Raw genomic sequence first — 18,283 nt, forward strand, 5'->3', positions numbered from 1 at the left:
GTAATTCCCTCGATGAACGCGGCGTCGTTCGGCACCGGTACAGCAAAACGTGAAGCCCGGAATGCGTCCGCTAAAAAAAGCCGTGAGATGGTACAGCAGCGGATTCATTTACCCTCCTGAAAACCTGGCCTGCGCTGTCCGCGGTGCCTGGCATTCGGAGCGGCCGGGTGTTTGACAGACTCGGCATCGACCACGTCTTGCGCTTGCGCCGGCGACGCCGGTGCGCTGCTGTGTTGCGTCGAACACGCGAGCGTGGTCCTGGCCGACGTGCGCAACAGGTTCTCCGCAGTCGCCACGCGCGCCTCGGCCTCGCCGAAGCTGCGACGCCATGCATCATGACCCGCGTGCATCAACGCGACCTCCGCGCACGCGAGCGGCGCGGCGGCATCCGGACACGAGGCAAACGCCGGATCGCGCCGCACTACGTCGACGATCGCCCACAGATCCAGACGCACCGTCACGACGGTTCGCATCGCGGGTCGCCCGGCCGGCATCGCGGCGCCCCGCTCCATGCTCGCGTACAGGACGGCGGCGCCGATCGTTTCTTCGACAAAACCCCATTGATCGCCCGCTTCGAACGCCTCACGGCCAGCTTCGATCCAGCATTGCGCCTTCGCGTGAAAGTAGTCGTCACCGACGATGCCGTCGAGCTTGTGCTGCACGCCGGCGAGCGCCGCACGACGATTCGTGACCGGCGCGTACGTATCGATCCACTGACGGTCAGGCGCGCCCGCGGCGGCATCCTGTGTCGCGCCGAAGCCAGTTTGCGTGATAGCGGAATCCTGAATGCCGAGTCGCGCCCGCGCGGCCGGATCAGCGCATCCAGCAAGCAGCCATGCGCACGCAAGCATCGTGAACGGGAGTTTCATGACGAACCGCAATGAGGGAGGTATTTGACGAAGAACCGCAGGAGGATAGATGGGAAGGTCCGCGCAAGGGTGCGGAATTTTCCGCACTCATCGGCGGATGTTTCCGCAAACGGCATTCGCCGGGCACGAAACCGTGCAAGTGGTGTCGCGAGTTTAAAGCGCCGGTCCAGATCCCGCCCCGCGCGATCCGTCGTCAAAACATGGCGCGCGAATGAACGTTGATGAACGTTGCGCCCGGACGGGCGCTCGCGGCCGTGCCGCCTGACGCGACGACACGGCGACGCGTGCCCGGTCAGGCGATAGCGCGTGCCGCGTTGCGGCCGCGCAGCCATTCGAGCGCGAGCAGCAGACAGGTCGAGAAAATGATGAGGATCGTCGCGAGCGCGGCGATCGTCGGGCTGATGTTTTCGCGGATGCCGGTGAACATCTGACGCGGCAGCGTGGTCTGGTCCGCGCCCGCGAGGAACAGCGTGACAACCACTTCATCGAACGATGTCGCGAAGGCGAACAGCGCGCCCGAGATCACGCCCGGTGCGATGACGGGCAACGTGATGCGGAAGAACGTCCTCACCGGATTCGCGCCCAGCGACAAGCTCGCGCGCACGAGGTTGTAGTTGAAACCCTGCAACGTGGCGACTACCGTCGTCACGACGAACGGCACGCCGAGCGAAGCGTGCGCCATGATCAGCCCGATATACGTGTTCGCGAGCCCGAGCGGCGCGAAGAACAGGTACATGCCGACGCCGACCACCACGACCGGCACGATCATCGGCGAAATCAGGATCGCCATCAGCAGCGCCTTGCCGCGGAAGTTGGCCTTCGTGAGGCCAATCGCGGCGACGGTGCCGAGGACCGTCGCGAGAACCGTGGCCGAGGGCGCGACGATAAAGCTGTTTTTCGCGGCCATGCGCCATTCGTCGGAGGCGATCAGGTTCTGGTACCAGCGCAGCGACCAGCCCGGAATCGGATACACGAGGAACGTGCTCGACGAGAACGACAGCGGCACGATGGCCAGCACGGGCATGATCAGATACAGCAGCGTCAGCACGGCGAGGCCGCGCAGCGTGAAGTACCACATGCGTTCGACCAGCGACGTATGGGGCGCAAAGAGCGGTTTCGCGAGTTTCATCATGAGTCTCCGTGAACGCTCAACCGAGGCTCAACGAGGAACGCGTGAGGCGTCCGTAGATCACGTACAGCACGAGCGTCGCGGCGAGCAGCAGGCCGCCGAGCGCACACGCCATGCCCCAGTTGATCGTCACGTTCGTGAAGTACGCGACGTAGTAGCTGACCATCTGGTCGTTCGGGCCGCCGAGCAGCGCGGGTGTGATGTAGTAGCCGATCGCGAGAATGAACACGAGCAGCGCGCCCGCGCCGACGCCCGGATACGTCTGCGGCACGTACACGCGCCAGAACGCGGCGAATGGATGACTGCCGAGCGAAATCGCCGCGCGCTGGTACGTCGGCGGAATCGACTTCATCACGCTGTAAAGCGGCAGGATCATGAACGGCAGCAGGATATGCGTCATCGAAATATAGACGCCGGTGCGGTTGAACAGCAGCGCGAGCGGCGCATGGATCAGGCCGGTGCCGAGGAGCGCCTTGTTCATCAGCCCCTCGCTTTGCAGGATCACGATCCATGCGGCTACGCGCACGAGGATCGAGGTCCAGAACGGGATCAGCACGAGGATCATCACGAGATTCGCGCGACGTTCGGAAAGCGTGGAAATCCAGTACGCCAGCGGATAGCCGAGCAGCAACGTGAAAATCGTGACGGCCGCGCCGATCACGAACGTGCGGCTGAATACGGCAAGGTAGATCTGCTGGTCAGGATCGGTCTGCTCGATGTGACCGAACGCATCCTGTTTATGGTCGAGAGAGGCCAGCACGTAAAACGGCGAATACTGGCCGCCGTTTTTGGCGATCGCCTGCCAGTACGCAACATCGTTCCAGCGTGCGTCGATCTCGACGAGTTTCGCGTGAACCTGCGCGGGTGCGAGCGCGTGGCCGGCGTCATCGTTGAGCGGCATCGCGCGTGCGGTCTTCGCGACCATCGAGCGATAGCCGGGAATTTCCGTGTTCAGACGGCGTGCGAGCGCGCCCATCGATTCGCCGTCCGCGACCACGGTGAGGTCGGTGGCGAGTGCGGCGTACGCGGCGTCCGGCGGCACCGACTTGCGGTCCCAGTCATGAAGCACGCTCACGGTGTGCGGCAGTGCGGTGGCGATTTCCGGATTCTGTACCGCGCGTGTCAGCAACGCGCCAATTGGCACGACGAAAATCAGCAACAGGAAAATAGCCAGCGGCGCGATCAGCAACAACGCCATTGCGCGCTTTTTCGCTTCCGCGGCTCTCAGCTCGCGCTTCAGCCGGTTCGACGATTCCGGCGTGGAATCGGCGGTGATCGTCATGGTGGTCACACCTGTCTCCATGCAAGTTTTTATTGCTGTATTGTCCGCGTCGCTTCGAAAGGCGCGTCATGCTGCCTCACACAACATCACGACCCCGCGATCCATCTTTCGATGCGGCTCCGCTTCGCATGGCGAAGCGGAGCCATCGCGGCTTTACCGCACCGCTACCACTACCCGCTTACTTCGCGGCCCACGAAGCGAAGCGTTGCTCCAGTTCGTCACCGTGGTCGGTCCAGAAACCCGCATCCTGCAGCACGGCGTTCTTGCCGTTAGCCGGCGAGTTCGGCAGATTCGCGAGCGTCTTCGCGTCGAGCGCCTTGATCGCGGCGTCGTTCACCGGGCCGTACGCGATGTGCTTCGCGTATTCCTGCTGCGGCTTCGACGACACCGTGTACGCGATGTACTTCTCGGCCAGATCCCTGTTCGGCGAGCCCTTCGGAATCGCCCAGTAGTCGAGGTCATAGATGCTGCCGTTCCACACGACCTTCAGGTTCTTGCCTTCGCGCTGCGCGGCGTCGATCCGGCCGTTGTAGGCTGTCGTCATCACCACGTCGCCGGCGACGAGGAACTGCGGCGGCTGTGCGCCCGCTTCCCACCACTGGATGTTCGGCTTCAGCTCGTCGAGCTTCTTGAACGCGCGGTCCTGGCCCGCCTTCGTGGCGAGCACCTTGTAGACGTCCTTCGGCGCGACGCCGTCAGCCATCAACGCGAATTCGAGGTTGTAACGTGCGCCCTTGCGCATGCCGCGCTTGCCCGGGAATTTCTGCACGTTCCAGAAATCCGCCCAGCTGGCCGGGGCGGTCTTCAGCTTGTCGGCGTTGTAGGCCATCGCCGTCGACCACACGAAAAAGCCCACGCCGCACGTTTGCGGCGATTCCGGCACGAGGTCCGACTTCTTCGCGATCTTCGACCAGTCGAGCTTTTCGTACATGCCTTCGTCGCAGGCACGGCCGAGGTCGCCCGATTCCACTTCGACGACGTCCCAGTTCACGTGCTTCGCCTCGACCATCGCCTTCACCTTGGCCTGCTCGCCGTTGTACTCGACGGCCGTGACCTTCGTGCCGGTGGACGCTTCGAACGGCTCGTTGAACGCGACTTTCTGCGCGTCGCCGTTGGCACCGCCGAAGTTGACGACCGTCAGCTCAGCAGCCATGGCCTGCGCGGAACCGAGTGCCAGTGCAAACGCACCGGCGGCGACAGCACAGCGTGATTTCCCGAACTTCAACATGATGTGTCCTCTCTCTTCTGGTGGTCTGTCAGGGTTGTTGTCGTACTCAGGCGAACACGCGCAGATGCTCCGGCGCGAATTCAAGTGCGACCGGGGAACCGGGCGCGAAGGTGTCGAGCATTTCAGTGCCGAGCGGCACCTTGACGAAACACTCGTCCTGTTGAGGCAACCCGCACCGCATGCGTACGTGGTCGCCAAAATAGATGAGGCCGCGCGCTTCGCCCGCGAGCGCGTTCGAACCGTTGCGCCCGGCGCCGCCCGTCAGCTTCATGCGTTCGGGGCGAATGCAGGCGACCGCCGGCGTACCCGCTTTCGCGCCGCCGATATTGCGGCCCTTGAGGCGCGTGCCGTCGGCAAGATGGAAATCGCAGAACTCGCCGTCGACGTTCGCAATGGTGCCGCGCAGCTTGTTCGAATCGCCGATGAAGTTCGCGACGAACTCGTTGCACGGCGATTCATACAGACGATCGACGGTATCGAGCTGCTGCACGATGCCCTTGTCGAACACCGCGACGCGATCGGACATCGTCAGCGCTTCGCCCTGATCGTGCGTCACGTAGACGAACGTCACGCCGAGCTTTTCGTGCAGCGATTTGAGTTCGTACTGCATGTGTTCGCGCAGCTGCTTGTCGAGCGCGCCGAGCGGCTCGTCCATCAGCACGAGCTTCGGTTCGAATACGAGCGCGCGCGCCAGCGCGATCCGCTGCTGCTGGCCGCCCGACAGCTGTGCCGGATAGCGCTTCGCGAAGCTGTCCATGCGGACCATCTTCAGTGCGTTGTCGACCTTGTGGGCGCGTTCTTCAGCGGAGAGCCTGCGCACCGTCAGCGGATACGCGACGTTCTGCTCGACCGTCAGATGCGGGAACAGCGCGTAGTTCTGAAACACCATGCCGATGTTGCGCTTGTGCGGCGGCACGGTATTGAGCAGCGTGCCGTCGAGCCAGATCTCGCCGCCGGTCGGAAATTCGAAACCGGCAAGCATCATCAGGCAGGTGGTCTTGCCGGAACCGGATGGCCCGAGCAGCGTCAGGAATTCGCCATGGTAAATGTCGAGGTCGAGCTGTTTGACGACGAGCGTCTCACCGTCGTACGTCTTGCGCACGCCTCTAAAGCTGACGATCACTTCTTCGGTTTTCATCGTCTACGTCTCCTTCTCCATCCACGCTGGTTCCCCCGAAAGGGGCCATCGCATTGAATCGCGTGATCCACTATAGCCGGTTCCGGTTCTACAATATGGAACCATTTCATTATTCCGGATAGAACCACTTGGACACCGTCATTCTGTCGGACTGGCTTGCCGCGCGGCTCGACCGGGCGGCTGCCGAACCCGTCTACCGGCAGGTCCTGCGGCTGATGCAGCAGGCCATCCTGACCGCGCAGTTCCCGCCGGGCGCCAAGCTGCCGAGTTCGCGCACGCTCGCGGGCGAGCTCGGCATCGCGCGCAATACGGTGCTGCACGTGTATGACCAGCTGACCGCCGAGGGCTACGTCATCTCGACGACCGGAAGCGGCACCTATGTCGCCGATACGCGGCCCGACAGCGCCGCGTTCAGCGCGCGGCGCACGACACCCAGGGTTGCCGGTGCGCCCGGCAAGGCCGGTGCGACGGCGACTGCCGCGACCGACGCAGGCGACACCGCATCGTCACGGACAGCATGCGAGCAGCGCGGCCTTTCCTCGCGCGGCAGCCGGCTGATCGACAAGGCGGGCGTGTCGCTCAAGCAATGGGGCGCGTTCATGCCCGGCGTACCGGACGTCGCCGAGTTTCCGGCGCGCACGTGGAGCCGCCTGCAGGCGCGTCTGTGGAAAGAGGCGAATCCCGATCTGCTGACGTATGCGCCAGGCGGCGGCTACCGTCCGCTGCGCCGTGCGCTGTCGGACTATCTGCGGGTTGCGCGTTCGGTGAACTGCACGCCAGACCAGATCATCATCACTACGGGTATTCACCAGTCGATCGATCTCGCGGTGCGTCTCCTGACCGACGTCGGCGATCGCGCGTGGGTTGAGGAGCCGTGTTACTGGGGAGCGCGCAGCGTGCTGGAATCGTCGGGGCTCACGCTCTCGCCCGTGCCGGTCGACGACGAAGGTCTGAACCCGCGCGAACAGGATCTGCGCGATCCGCCACGCCTTGCGCTCGTCACGCCGTCGCACCAGTATCCGCTCGGGATGGTGATGAGCCTCGCGCGCCGCCGCACGCTGCTCGAATACGCGCGGCAGCACGGCGTGTGGATCATCGAGGACGACTACGACAGCGAGTTCCGCTACGGCAGCCGGCCGCTCGCCTCGCTTCAGGGGCTCGACGAGGCGGGTCAGGTGATCTATGTCGGCAGTCTCGGCAAGATGCTGTTTCCGGGTCTGCGGATCGGCTACATGATCGCGCCTGAGCATCTCGTCGATACGTTCCGCACGGGTGTCGCGGAGCTGTATCGCGAGGGACAGCTGATGCAGCAGGCGGTGTTGACCGAGTTCATCATGGACGGCTACCTGACCTCGCACGTGCGGCGCATGCGGGCGCTCTACGGCGAGCGGCGGCAAATCCTGATCGATGCGATCACCACGCATTTCGGCGACACGCTGCCCGTCATGGGCGACGAAGCGGGCCTGCACCTCGTGCTCGGGCTGCCGGACCACGCGAACGACCGCGAAGTGGTCGCCACCGCGTACGACGCCGGCGTGATCGTGCGTCCGCTCACCGCGTACTACAGCGGTGAAGGCGCGGTGCGGCGCGGGTTGCTGCTCGGTTACGCATGCGTGCCGAACGAAAAGATCGGTCCGGCGTTCGCCACGCTCGCGCGCGTCATCGAGCAGACGGCGTTGCGCAAGCCCACGCGCGCCGCCTGATTCCGGCGCGCGCCGGCGCCGCGAAACCGGCCGCGAAAACAGACGGCGAAACCAGCGTCTATTTCAGGCCGAAATCGACGCGCGACGCCGTGCCCTTGTCCTTGATGCCTTCGGCGGTCAGCTTCGGCGCGACGATGAAGACCCGGCTGCTGTCCACCTTCCCGTCGAAGTACTGCTGCACCGCCTGCGCCCGCCGCTGCGCGAGATTGCGCAGCGCTGCGTCGTCGATCGGCGCGTGTTCGGCGATCGCGTTCTTCATGTCGTCGTCGGGCATCGACTTCGTCAGGCCGATGAAGTTGCGCGGCTTCTTGAAGTCCGCATCCTTGTACGCTTTGGTCAGGTACTTGTCGTACTCTTTCGGGTCGACCGTGATCGTCGATGTATCGACGCTCTCACCGTTGCCCACCGTGTCCTTGATTTTCTGCGCCTTCACCAGCCGGTCGACGTACAGCGTGCGCAACGCGGGCACGTCCGTCGCGGGATCGACGCGCCCGATCAGGTCGATGCGGATCGAAGGCTTGTCTACAAGCGCTTTTGCGATCGTGTCGAGCTTCGCCGTGGACGCGTCCGTGAGTTTCGCCGAGCCCGGATCGAATTCGACGTAACCCAGTTCCTCGCTATTCCCGCCGAACGCATTCGCAAGCAACGAGAACGGCGCGGTCACGGCCTTCTCCACCAGGTTCACGATCGCGCTCCAGATCAGGCCGCCGAGGCTGAACTGCGGATTCGCCAGCGACCCGGACACCGGAATGTTCACGTCGATCTCGCCGCGCCGGTTTTTCAGCAGCGAGATCGCGAGGCGCACGGGCAGTTTCGTCGCGGTGTCGTTGTCGACGTGATCGCCAAACGTGAGCTGATCGATGAACAGATGGTTGTTCGCGGTCAGCTGGTCGTTGTCGAGTTTGTAATGCAGATCGACGTTGAGTTTGCCCTTCGTGATCGGGTAGCCGGCGTACTTCGTCGAATACGGCGTGAGGTTCGTCAGCTCGACGTCGTGCGCGCTCGCCGTCAGATCGAGCGCGGGCTTCGGGATCAGCGGATTGACCGTGCCGCGAATCGAAAGCGGTCCGTTCGCCGCGAGCTTCGCGGCGACATCGACCGGCGCGGGCGTGGTCGACTGCGTGCCGAATGCGCCGATCGTCCCCTGTATCGCGACGAGATTCGCCGTGAAATTCGGTTTGATGAAGTTGTCGGTGTACGTCACGCGGCCGTTTTGCAGCACGAGCTGGCCGAAGCGCAATTTCACCGGGCTCGTGGGTGCGGTGGCCGCGGTAACGGTCGCGGACGTCGAAGCAGGTGCGGGCGCTGAAGCCATCGCGGCCTCGGATGCCGATTGCGGCGTCAGCGGAATCGGCTCGCGGCCGCTCTTGTCGCGCGTCAGCGATTTCGCGGCGCCCGACTGCTGCGCGACCACGTCTTTCAGGTTCAGCCTGCCTTGCGCATCGAGCAGCACGCGGCCGTAGAAGCCGTTGAACGTCACCTTGCCGGCATCGACATCGGTGCCACGCGCGCCGTAGTTCGCCTTCAGTTTCGTGAGCGCCAGCGAGCGCCAGCCCGCGAACGGGTCGGACGTCGCCTTGTCGAGCATCCGCACGTCGACGAGCGCCACATCCCCCTTGTATGAAGCGCTCAGCGCCTTGTCCGTCTTGCCGGACTGGCTCAGCGCCAGGTCGCCCGATGCGTTCAGCAGCGCGCTCGCAATCGTCGCGTTCAGCTTGTTGCCGAAATACGGTTCAAAGGCCGCGGCGTCGAGCCGGCTGGCGTTCACCTTCAGTGCCAGCTTGAGCGGCGTCGCGGTGATGTCGCCATTCACGCCCAATGTGCCTTTGCGATTGAGCGTGGCCTGCAGGTCGACGGGTAGCGGTTTCGAGAGATCGTCGCTGATCTGCCGCACTTTCAGCTGCAACGGCGCGACGTTGAGTTTGACGGGGTGCTCAGTCGAGTTGTCGGTGAAACTGGCCGCGCTGTCCTTCACGTTCAGTTCGCCGATCTGATAATGCCAGGCCGGCCCCTGTTCCTGCACCTTCTGAACCTTGCGCACTGCCGTGTGTTCAGCGAGCGTCTCGTGCGGACCGGCGAGCGCGGCAAGATCGATGCTGCCGTCCTTCAGGCGCTGCGCCGTGATGTTCAGGCCGGTCAGATCGACGCCGGTGATCTCGGCTGTACGGCCGGACACGTCGACTGCCTTCACCAGCACATGCCCCTGCGCCAGCGCCACAACCGGCTCCTTCGTACCCTGCGCCACGAGCTTCAGCGACTGCAGGTCCAGTTCGGATTCGCCGACCTGCACGACCGCCGGCGACTTCTCCCAGTTCGCACTGACGTTCGCGTTCAGGCTGAGCGTGCCGTCGACGACCTGTGCGGCCGTCACGCCATTGATATAAGGCTGAAGCAGCGGCAGATGCGCAGACTTGAGATTGATCTTCGAATCGGTGGTTTTCGCGGCAAGACCGAACGTGCCGGCCGCATCCAGCGAACCACCATCGACGAATGTCGTTTCGAACGTGTATTTCGCGGGCGGCTTGCCGAGCGTCGTGAAATCGGCGAGCGAAACGTGGATGCCCTTGAACGCCAGCGAGACAGGTTTGGGCACGCCCTGATCCAGCAACTGCACCTCGCCGTCGTTCAGTGCAAATGTCTTGATCGACAGATCGAGCGGAGACGCGGCCTTTTCCTGCGCGGGCGCGGGCGCGGTTGCTGCACCCGACGCAGCGGACGCAGCGGAAGGTGCGCTGGCCGGCGCCTGCTTTTGCGCCGATGCCTCGCCGGGCGCCGCCGTGAACATCTTCTGCACGCTCAACACGCCGGACTGATCGCGCGACAGATGCACGTTCGGCCCGTCGAGCCGGATGTCGTCGAAGCGGAACACGCTCTTCAGCGGCTCCAGCGAGGCCGCGGCGACATGCAGCGCGCGCGCCTTGAAGAACGGTGCCTTGTTTGCGTCGACGACGTCGATATCGGTGAGATCGGCGGTGCCGGTGATGCTCAACGTGGGTGTATCGTTGGACATCACGAAATGCAGTTTCAGGTCGCTCGACAGCTTGCCGGCCTGCACGGTCACCGGCAGCTTCGCCGGCACGTAGGACAGGATGCGCGGCACGTCGAGGCCGTCGAAGCGCAGCGCCACTTCCGATTCACGCGATGCCGCGAACGGCTTGGTGCGGCCGTCGATGGCGAGCGGAGAGCCGTCGATGCGCGCGCGCAGCATCGGCTCGACGAAGATGTCGGTCTTCGACGGCAACGTCGCGATAAACGGAATGCCGATCGACACGCGGTCGACCAGATGCTGCACACCGAGCAGTTTGTCGTCGAACTCGATGCTGCCGTTCTCGACGCGGATATTCGATACCGAGAAGAGCGTCGGCTTGCTGTTCGGCTTCGACGGCTGCTTCGCGAATTTCTCGATCAGATCGGTAAAGTTGAACCGTTGCGCGTCATAGCGAATGATATGAAAGCGCGGCGAATCGACCTTTACTTCGTCGATAACCGGCGCGCCGCGAAAGATCGATGACCACGACGGCTGCACGATCAGACGCTCGATATCGATGAAATTGCCCGCGCCGCCACGCTCGCCGATATGCACGCGATCGGCTTCGAAATTGAGCGTGTACGGATTAAGCGCGATGCGGCCAATGGTCGACGGCCGGTCGAGTTGCCTGCTCAGCTGCTGCCCGGCGATATGCCGGATCAGCGGCGGCGCGGCAAAAAAACCGGCCAGACCGAACAGCACCAGAAAGATCAGCAGGCCAATGACGACCCGCCGGGCGCGGCGTCCGTTCGCGACGTCGCGAACGGCCTTCAGGGAAGATGCGAGAGATGCTTTGTTGAGGCTTGCCATGCTCGGTCGCAGGTGATGCGGCGGCGGCCCACCGCGATGACGAAAATCAGACTGCGGAAAGTATATGTCCTCGATCCGACATACGGAACAAACCTCGCGAAACGTTTAACACCCGCACGCGGCCTGTTGACATGACGTATTCAATACGCATCAGGTGCGGCCGGTATGGATTCCGGCCGACACCGTTGTTTCCGCCACCTTCAGCACAGCCGGCACTGCAGGCAAACGCGCTTATTGACGCACGACTTCTGGCGGTTGCCACGAACCGTCGCTGGCCTGCGGTTTCGGCGCATACAGGCGCATGACGAGCTGAAAATCGCCGCGCGGCACCGGCAGCCAGTTCACGGCCCTCACGCGGACTGCCGAAACCGTCACATCCAGCGAGCCGTCGCGATTCCGCTTCGCGCCGTTGCGATCGCCGACCGACACGCGCGGCGGCTTCGTTTCGCCGAGTGCGCCATCTTTCGTGTAGGCCGTGACCGACCAGAAACCGCGTACCGGCGGCACCTGGTTCGGCGCGAAGTGGATCACATAACGGTTCGCGCCGTTCAGCGCCTGACCGTCACTGTCCTGCGCGACGGTGGCGCGAATTTCATCGTCCTTCGTGCCGATGCCCGGCTGCGTGTACGCCGCGTAGGCGCGCAACGCGTAATCCGGACCATAGTTGCCGACGCCGTCGCCAAACCAGCGCCAGCCGTTGGCGGTCAGCACATTCGTCGGCGCGCTTGCCACGCGATCGCGCCCGTCCGCGAGACCGGCGGCAATGGCGTCGCTGGCGCGGGTGGGCAACTGGACCGGCGCGCCCGGCGTCACACCAAGATCGGCGAGCTTTTTCAGCGCGTCGGGATCGTCGGGCGCGGGAGGATTGTCCGCCAGCGCCTGCGCGAGCCGGTCAAAGAAGCCCGTGGCGTCGAGCGCGGCGACCTTTGCGGGCGACCCGCTCGCCACGCTCGTCTCGGGTGGCATCGTGCGCGTCACGACCGTGGCCGCGCGCGTTTCGCCGTTAAAGACGCTGAGCGGCGCCACCCGGATGCCGCGCTGAAGCTTGCGCACCGCCGTGATGTCACGCGAGCCGTTCGTCTGGATGCGCGCGCTGAACCACACGTAGCGCGTCGAAACCTCGACGCGTTTCGCGCCGGCCGGCAGATCGCCCTGCCAGCCTTTCTGCACGAACGCGATGGTCTGCGTCCTGATGCCCGCCGCGCGAGCGCCCGCTGGTGCGCGGAGCAAGGCGGTCGACCAGACCACGTTCGTCCACATGTCGAGCGCGCGGGCGTCGAGATAGCGGCCGTGCGAGTCGGGCAGCACGACAATGACAGGTTCTTCGCTGACGTCGAGCCAGCCGGTCGAATCGAGCGTATCGAGACTCGGCGTGGTCGGACGGCCCGCGCCGACAGGCGGCAAAGCCTGCGCGTGGCGCAGCGTGTTGACGGGCGCCTGGCCCGGATCGGTGCCCGTGGCCGCCTCGCGCGCGACATCCATCAGCACGAGCGGATAGCCGAATACATAGGAATCCGCGACTTCGTCCTTGATCCAGCCGGTGGATTTCGGCGAGGACACCGGCGTTGCAGCGCAACCGGCGAGGAACGCAAGGCCTGCAAGCGACGCGCAGGTCCACTGAAAAGAAAACAGTTCTCGTCGATTTTTTATCATTCGTTGATCTTGCGGAACAGGCGGTCCATTGGGTGCCGACGATCATGCGACCCTGCTCTCAGGCACCCCCCGGGTCACCTGTGAAGCCGCGCGAATCTGATCCCGACAACGGGTTGTATCGTATCCTTGACAGCCAGGCAAGCGCAAAGGCGCGCAGTGACGCGTCCCGTGCACGCCAGTCCGGTTTTCGCACCCGGTCAGGCGCCCTTTCGATCATTCAAAAAACATCACCATCCGCCCGGAGCGCCGCATGTACATCCCCGCCCATTTCGAAGAAAACCGCCCCAAGGTGCTGCATGGCCTGATCGAACGGCATCCGCTGGGCGCGCTTGTCACGAACGGTCCGGACGGGCTCGACGCCAACCACGTGCCGTTCGAGTTCGATCCCGCGCGCGGGCCGCTCGGGACGTTGCGCGCGCACGTGGCGCGCGCGAATCCGGTATGGCGCGAAGCGGCGGACCGGCCCGACGCACTGGTCATCTTCCAGGGCGCGACGGCGTACATCTCGCCTACGTGGTATCCGGGCAAGCATGAGACGCACCGTCAGGTGCCGACGTGGAACTACATGGTGGTGCATGCGCATGGCCGGATTGTCGTACGCGACGATGAAACTTTCGTGCGCGGCCTCGTTGCAAGGCTCACGCGCAAGATGGAAGCCGGCGAGGCGAAGCCGTGGAAAATGGGCGACGCGCCGCCGGACTTCATCGCGCAGATGGTCGGCGCGATTGTCGGCATCGAAATCGAGGTCACGAAGCTCACCGGCAAGTGGAAACTGGGCCAGAACAAGGAATCCGTCGATCGCGTGGGCGCCGCCGATGCGCTGCGCGCACATGGCAGCGACGCGCAGCGGGACGTGGCCGACGCGATGCTGAACGCGCCACCCGCGATCTGATTTTCCCGGGCCGGAACCGGGCGAAAGCCCCGGCCGGCGCCCGCGAGACGCCCAGCCAGCGCGCAGGCGCTTCGCAGCGGGCTTCGTGCCGGTGTGGCAGGATGGGCGCAATCTGTCCTTGACCTTCCCATCATGGGAATGTCGATACTGGATTGATCGGGCAGCAACCTTGCGCCCATCGAACCCGGACTCAACCATGACCGACCTTTCCACTCCAGAGCGCATCGCGCCTGCCAGCATCGAGCTCGACATCGGCGGGATGACGTGTGCATCGTGCGCGAACCGCGTCGAGAAAGCGCTCGCGAAGGTGCCTGGCGTACACCGCGCATCCGTCAACCTGGCGACCGAAAAAGCCACCATCGAAGCCGGCCCGGCCGTCGCTGCCGAAGCGCTCGTCGCCGCCGTGACCAAAGCGGGCTACGAAGCGACGCCGGTTATCGAAGAAACCGCCGCCGGTTCCAGTCCGGCCAGCAGTTCAACCAGGCGCAGTCGTGATGCAACGCATCGCGAGTTGTACGCCGTGCTGTTTTCCGCGCTGCTGACCTTGCCGCTCGTCGCGCCGATGGTCGGCGAATGGTTCGGCGCGCACGCGATGCTGCCCGCCGCGCTGCAACTGGCGCTTGCGAGCGTCGTGCAATTTGTGGTCGGCGCGCGTTTCTACCGCGCCGCGTACCGGGCGGTGCGCGCCGGCGCCGGCAACATGGACCTGCTGGTCGCGCTCGGCACGTCGGCGGCCTGGGGGATCAGCGTCTATCAGCTGATGACGAACAGTGGCGACGCCGCGCATCTGTATTTCGAGGCGTCGGCCGTGGTGATCACGCTGGTCCGCTTCGGCAAGTGGCTCGAAGCTCGCGCCAAACGCCAGACCACCGACGCCATCCGCGCGCTGAACGCGCTGCGCCCCGACCGGGCGCGGGTTCGCGTCGGCGCCGAGGAGCGCGAAGTGCCGCTCGCGCAGGTGCGGGTCGGCACCGTCGTCATCGTGCGGCCGGGCGAGCGTGTGCCGGTCGACGGCGCGGTGCTCGAAGGCCGCACGCATATCGACGAATCGCTGATTACCGGCGAAAGCCTGCCGGTCGCGAAGCAGCGCGACGACACGGTCACCGCCGGCTCGATCAACGGCGAAGGCGCGATCGCCGTCATGACGGGCGCGATCGGCGCGGAAACCACGCTCGCCCGGATCATCCGTCTCGTCGAATCGGCGCAGGCGGAGAAGGCGCCGATCCAGCGGCTCGTCGATCGCGTGAGCGCGATTTTCGTGCCGGTGATCCTCGTGATCGGCGTGCTCACGGCCGGCGGCTGGCTGCTCGCGGGCGCGAGCTTCGAAACCGCGGTCCTGAACGCCGTCGCCGTGCTGGTGATCGCGTGCCCGTGCGCGCTCGGGCTCGCGACGCCCGCCGCGATCATGGCCGGCACCGGCGTCGCCGCGCGCCACGGCGTGCTGATCAAGGACGCCGAAGCACTCGAAACGGCACATCGCGTGAACATCGTCGCGTTCGACAAGACCGGCACATTGACCGTCGGCCAGCCCTCGGTGAGCGCGTTCGAAGCGATCGACCTCCCGCACGACGAGGCGCTCGCGCTCGCCGCCGCCGTGCAGCGTCACAGCGACCATCCGCTCGCGCGGGCCGTCATGAACGCATATGGACAACGGCCGGCAGACGCGCGGGAAGTGGCATCCAGCGGCGCCCGTGCCGTGCCGGGCCGCGGCGTCGAAGCGGAAGTCGACGGTCGCAGGCTTGCGATCGGCAGCGCCCGCTGGCTCACGGAACTCGCCATCGCCGTGCCGGACGCGTTCACGCAGCGCGCGCGGCAACTGGAAGCCGAAGGCAACACGGTGTCCTGGCTGATGAGCGTCGACGCGCCTGCCACGGCGCTCGCCCTGATCGCATTCGGCGACACGGTGAAGCCCACTGCGAAGGAAGCCATCGCGCGCCTCAGGCAGATGGGCATCCGCAGCGTGCTCGTGACGGGCGACAACCGCGGCAGCGCGGCCAGCGTCGCCACCGCGCTCGGCATCGACGAATTTCATGCCGAGGTCCTGCCGGATGACAAGGCCCGCGTGATCCGCGATCTCAAGATCCGCACGACCGGTATCGTCGCGATGGCGGGCGACGGCATCAACGACGCGCCCGCGCTCGCCGCCGCCGACATCGGCATCGCCATGGCGACGGGCACCGATGTCGCGATGCAGGCGGCCGGCATCACGCTGATGCGCGGCGATCCGGCACTGGTGGCCGCCGCGATCGATATTTCGCGCCGCACGTGGCGCAAGATCCAGCAAAACCTGTTCTGGGCGTTCTTCTACAACCTGATTGGCATTCCGCTGGCGGCGTTCGGCCTGCTCAATCCGATGCTGGCGGGCGCGGCGATGGCGTTTTCGAGTGTCAGCGTCGTGACGAACGCGCTCCTGCTGCGCACCTGGCGCAGCAAAAGCTGAAAGAATCGCGCGCCGGGAACGCCGTTTATTACAGAAAGCTAAAGAATTCCGGTCTACGGCCGATAAGCGGGGATAGTTGTAATGCCGTCGTGCGCGTCGCGCAGCTAACGGCACCCTGTCCTCCTAACGCCTACCATCCATGGATATTCTCTCTCTTCGTCGCGCAAGCGTCGGCGCCAGGCTTGCCATGCTCTCGTGTGCGCTCGTGGCACTTATTTTCGCGGCGTTCACGTGGGCCCTCACCCGTTCGGCCGGCAACCAGATCAGCGAACAGGTGGTTGCCCGGATCGGCGAAAAAGACCGTTCGGTCGCCTCGATGATCGCGCTCTTCGACAGCAGTCTCGATGCCGAGGTCGGCCGCTCGATGAACCTCTTCGCCAGTTTCCTGCCCACAGACTATTCGGTCGACGAGACGCAGAAGGTGGACATCAACGGCGTCGCCACGCCGACCATGAAAGCCGGCGACAAGCCGCTCAACCTCGATTTTTCGATTCCCGACCAGTTTCTGGCGCGCAGCGGCGCCATCGCGTCCGTGTTCGCGCGCACCGGCGACGACTTCGTGCGCGTCACGACCTCGCTGAAAAAGCAGGACGGCTCGCGCGCCATCGGCACGCTGCTCGATCGCAAGGGCCCGGCGTACGCGGTGGTGCTGGCCGGCAAGACGTACACCGGGCTTGCCCCGCTGTTTGGCAAACGTTACATCACGCAGTACCGGCCCGTCACCGACCCCAGCGGCCGCGTGATCGGCGCGCTGTTCGTCGGCGTCGACGTGGAGCCGCAGATCAGGTCGATCGAGGATGGCATCCGTCAGCTGAAGATCGGCGACAGCGGTTACTACTTCGTGCTGAACACGTCGAACGGGCCGGATCGCGGCAAGTTTGTCGTCCATCCTGCCGCCGCCGGCCACGCCGCCGACGACGCCAACGCACCGTACAGACAGATGCTCGAGGCGAAGGAAGGCCAGCTTGCGTACACGTCCGCGGATACGACGCTCGGCGAAAAGAATGCACGCGAGAAGTACGTTTCCTTCGTCAGCGTGCCGGAATGGCAATGGCTGGTGGGCGGCGTCGCGCCGCGCGACGAGGTGATGGCCGAAGTCGCCGCCACTCGCAATCGCTTCCTCGTGGTCGGTTTCGTACTGGTCGCGGCGTTCGCGGCGATCTTCCTGTTCGCCGTGCGCCGGATGGTCAGCCGTCCGCTCGACGAGGCGGCAAAAGCGTCGGAGCGGCTCGCTTCGGGCGATCTGAGCGTGCGCGTCGCGAACGGCCGCACGGACGAAATCGGCCGCCTGCTGACGGCCATCGACGGCATCGGCGAAGGACTTGCGCGCATCGTCACGCAGGTGCGCGGCGCGTCGTCGAACATGACGCAGGGCACGGCGGAAATCGCCGCCGGCAGCGGCGACATCGCGGCGCGCATCGCGACGCAGGCGAGCAGCCTCGAGGAAACCGCGGCGAGCATGGAACAGATCACCTCGACCGTGCAGCAGAACGCCGCGAACGCCGCGCAGGCAAACACGCTCGTCACGAGCGCTTCGGACGCGGCGCTCGACGGCGGCCGCGCGGTGCAGCGCGTCGTGGCGACGATGGGCGACATCAGCCGTTCGTCGCAGAAAATCGCCGACATCACGACGGTCATCGAAGGCATCGCGTTCCAGACCAACATCCTCGCGCTCAACGCAGCGGTCGAAGCCGCGCGCGCGGGCGAACACGGCAAGGGCTTCGCGGTGGTCGCCTCCGAAGTGCGCGCGCTCGCGCAGCGCAGCGCGGCGGCGGTCAAGGAAATCGAGGCGCTGATCGGCGAATCGACGGCGCGCGTCGAATCCGGCTACAGGATCGCCGAAGAAGCCAGCACGACGATGAACGGCATCGTCGAACAGGTGGAACGCGTGCGCGCGATCATGAGCGAGATCAGTGTCGCTTCGAGCGAACAGTCGGGCGGCATCGAGCAGGTGAACCTCGCCGTCACGCAGATCGGCGAGGCGACGCAGCAGAACGCGACGATCGTCGGTGTGGCCGAACACGCCGCCGCCGACCTGCGCGATCAGGCGGAACGGCTTGCGCAGGTGGTCGGTGTGTTCAAGCTGGAGACGTCCGGGCGGCAATGACGTG

Annotated in this window: 11 protein-coding genes; 4 read left to right on the forward strand and 7 right to left on the reverse strand. The window is 65.1% G+C overall.

Annotated elements, in window-relative coordinates; all coding sequences use genetic code 11:
• Positions 1-104: 104 nt before the first annotated feature.
• The 5 genes from LPA37_RS12160 to LPA37_RS12180 form a co-directional block, all read right to left on the reverse strand.
• The gene (locus LPA37_RS12160; RefSeq protein ID WP_229012672.1) at positions 105-869 is read right to left on the reverse strand and encodes a hypothetical protein; all 765 of its coding nucleotides are present in this window, start codon (positions 867-869) and stop codon (positions 105-107) included.
• 292 nt (positions 870-1,161) lie between these two features.
• On the reverse strand, positions 1,162-1,998 hold the full coding sequence (locus LPA37_RS12165) for an ABC transporter permease (protein ID WP_228978498.1): 837 nt from the start codon (positions 1,996-1,998) through the stop codon (positions 1,162-1,164).
• Positions 1,999-2,017: 19 nt separating this feature from the next.
• Positions 2,018-3,280, reverse strand: coding sequence for an ABC transporter permease (locus LPA37_RS12170; RefSeq protein ID WP_228978496.1), 1,263 nt, complete (start codon positions 3,278-3,280; stop codon positions 2,018-2,020).
• A 178-nt stretch (positions 3,281-3,458) separates the two neighbouring features.
• Positions 3,459-4,508, reverse strand: coding sequence for an ABC transporter substrate-binding protein (locus tag LPA37_RS12175; RefSeq protein WP_228978334.1), 1,050 nt, complete (start codon positions 4,506-4,508; stop codon positions 3,459-3,461).
• A gap of 46 nt (positions 4,509-4,554) precedes the next feature.
• On the reverse strand, positions 4,555-5,646 hold the full coding sequence (locus LPA37_RS12180) for an ABC transporter ATP-binding protein (RefSeq protein ID WP_229012673.1): 1,092 nt from the start codon (positions 5,644-5,646) through the stop codon (positions 4,555-4,557).
• A gap of 128 nt (positions 5,647-5,774) precedes the next feature.
• Here LPA37_RS12180 and pdxR point away from each other — a divergent pair, with 128 nt between their 5' ends.
• The gene (gene pdxR / locus LPA37_RS12185) at positions 5,775-7,349 is read left to right on the forward strand and encodes a MocR-like pyridoxine biosynthesis transcription factor PdxR (protein ID WP_229012674.1); all 1,575 of its coding nucleotides are present in this window, start codon (positions 5,775-5,777) and stop codon (positions 7,347-7,349) included.
• Between the two features lie 58 nt (positions 7,350-7,407).
• Here pdxR and LPA37_RS12190 read toward each other — a convergent pair whose 3' ends face one another.
• Both LPA37_RS12190 and LPA37_RS12195 read right to left on the reverse strand, forming a co-directional pair.
• Entirely contained in the window at positions 7,408-11,187 is a 3,780-nt protein-coding gene (locus LPA37_RS12190; RefSeq protein ID WP_229012675.1) for a DUF748 domain-containing protein, read from the reverse strand.
• Between the two features lie 231 nt (positions 11,188-11,418).
• Positions 11,419-12,840 carry a DUF1254 domain-containing protein gene (locus tag LPA37_RS12195; protein ID WP_229012676.1) on the reverse strand — a complete coding sequence of 474 codons (1,422 nt, stop codon included), beginning with the start codon at positions 12,838-12,840 and terminating at the stop codon, positions 11,419-11,421.
• A gap of 250 nt (positions 12,841-13,090) precedes the next feature.
• Between LPA37_RS12195 and LPA37_RS12200 the strand changes: the two genes are divergently transcribed.
• The 3 genes from LPA37_RS12200 to LPA37_RS12210 all read left to right on the forward strand — a co-directional run bounded on the left by LPA37_RS12200 (position 13,091) and on the right by LPA37_RS12210 (position 18,279).
• Entirely contained in the window at positions 13,091-13,732 is a 642-nt protein-coding gene (locus tag LPA37_RS12200; protein WP_229012677.1) for an FMN-binding negative transcriptional regulator, read from the forward strand.
• A 196-nt stretch (positions 13,733-13,928) separates the two neighbouring features.
• A complete protein-coding gene (locus LPA37_RS12205; RefSeq protein ID WP_229012678.1) occupies positions 13,929-16,172 on the forward strand; it encodes a heavy metal translocating P-type ATPase in 2,244 nt (747 codons plus the stop codon).
• Between the two features lie 139 nt (positions 16,173-16,311).
• Positions 16,312-18,279 carry a methyl-accepting chemotaxis protein gene (locus LPA37_RS12210; RefSeq protein WP_229012679.1) on the forward strand — a complete coding sequence of 656 codons (1,968 nt, stop codon included), beginning with the start codon at positions 16,312-16,314 and terminating at the stop codon, positions 18,277-18,279.
• Positions 18,280-18,283 lie beyond the last annotated feature (4 nt).

Source organism: Paraburkholderia gardini, assembly GCF_907164545.1.
Lineage (GTDB): Bacteria > Pseudomonadota > Gammaproteobacteria > Burkholderiales > Burkholderiaceae > Paraburkholderia > Paraburkholderia gardini.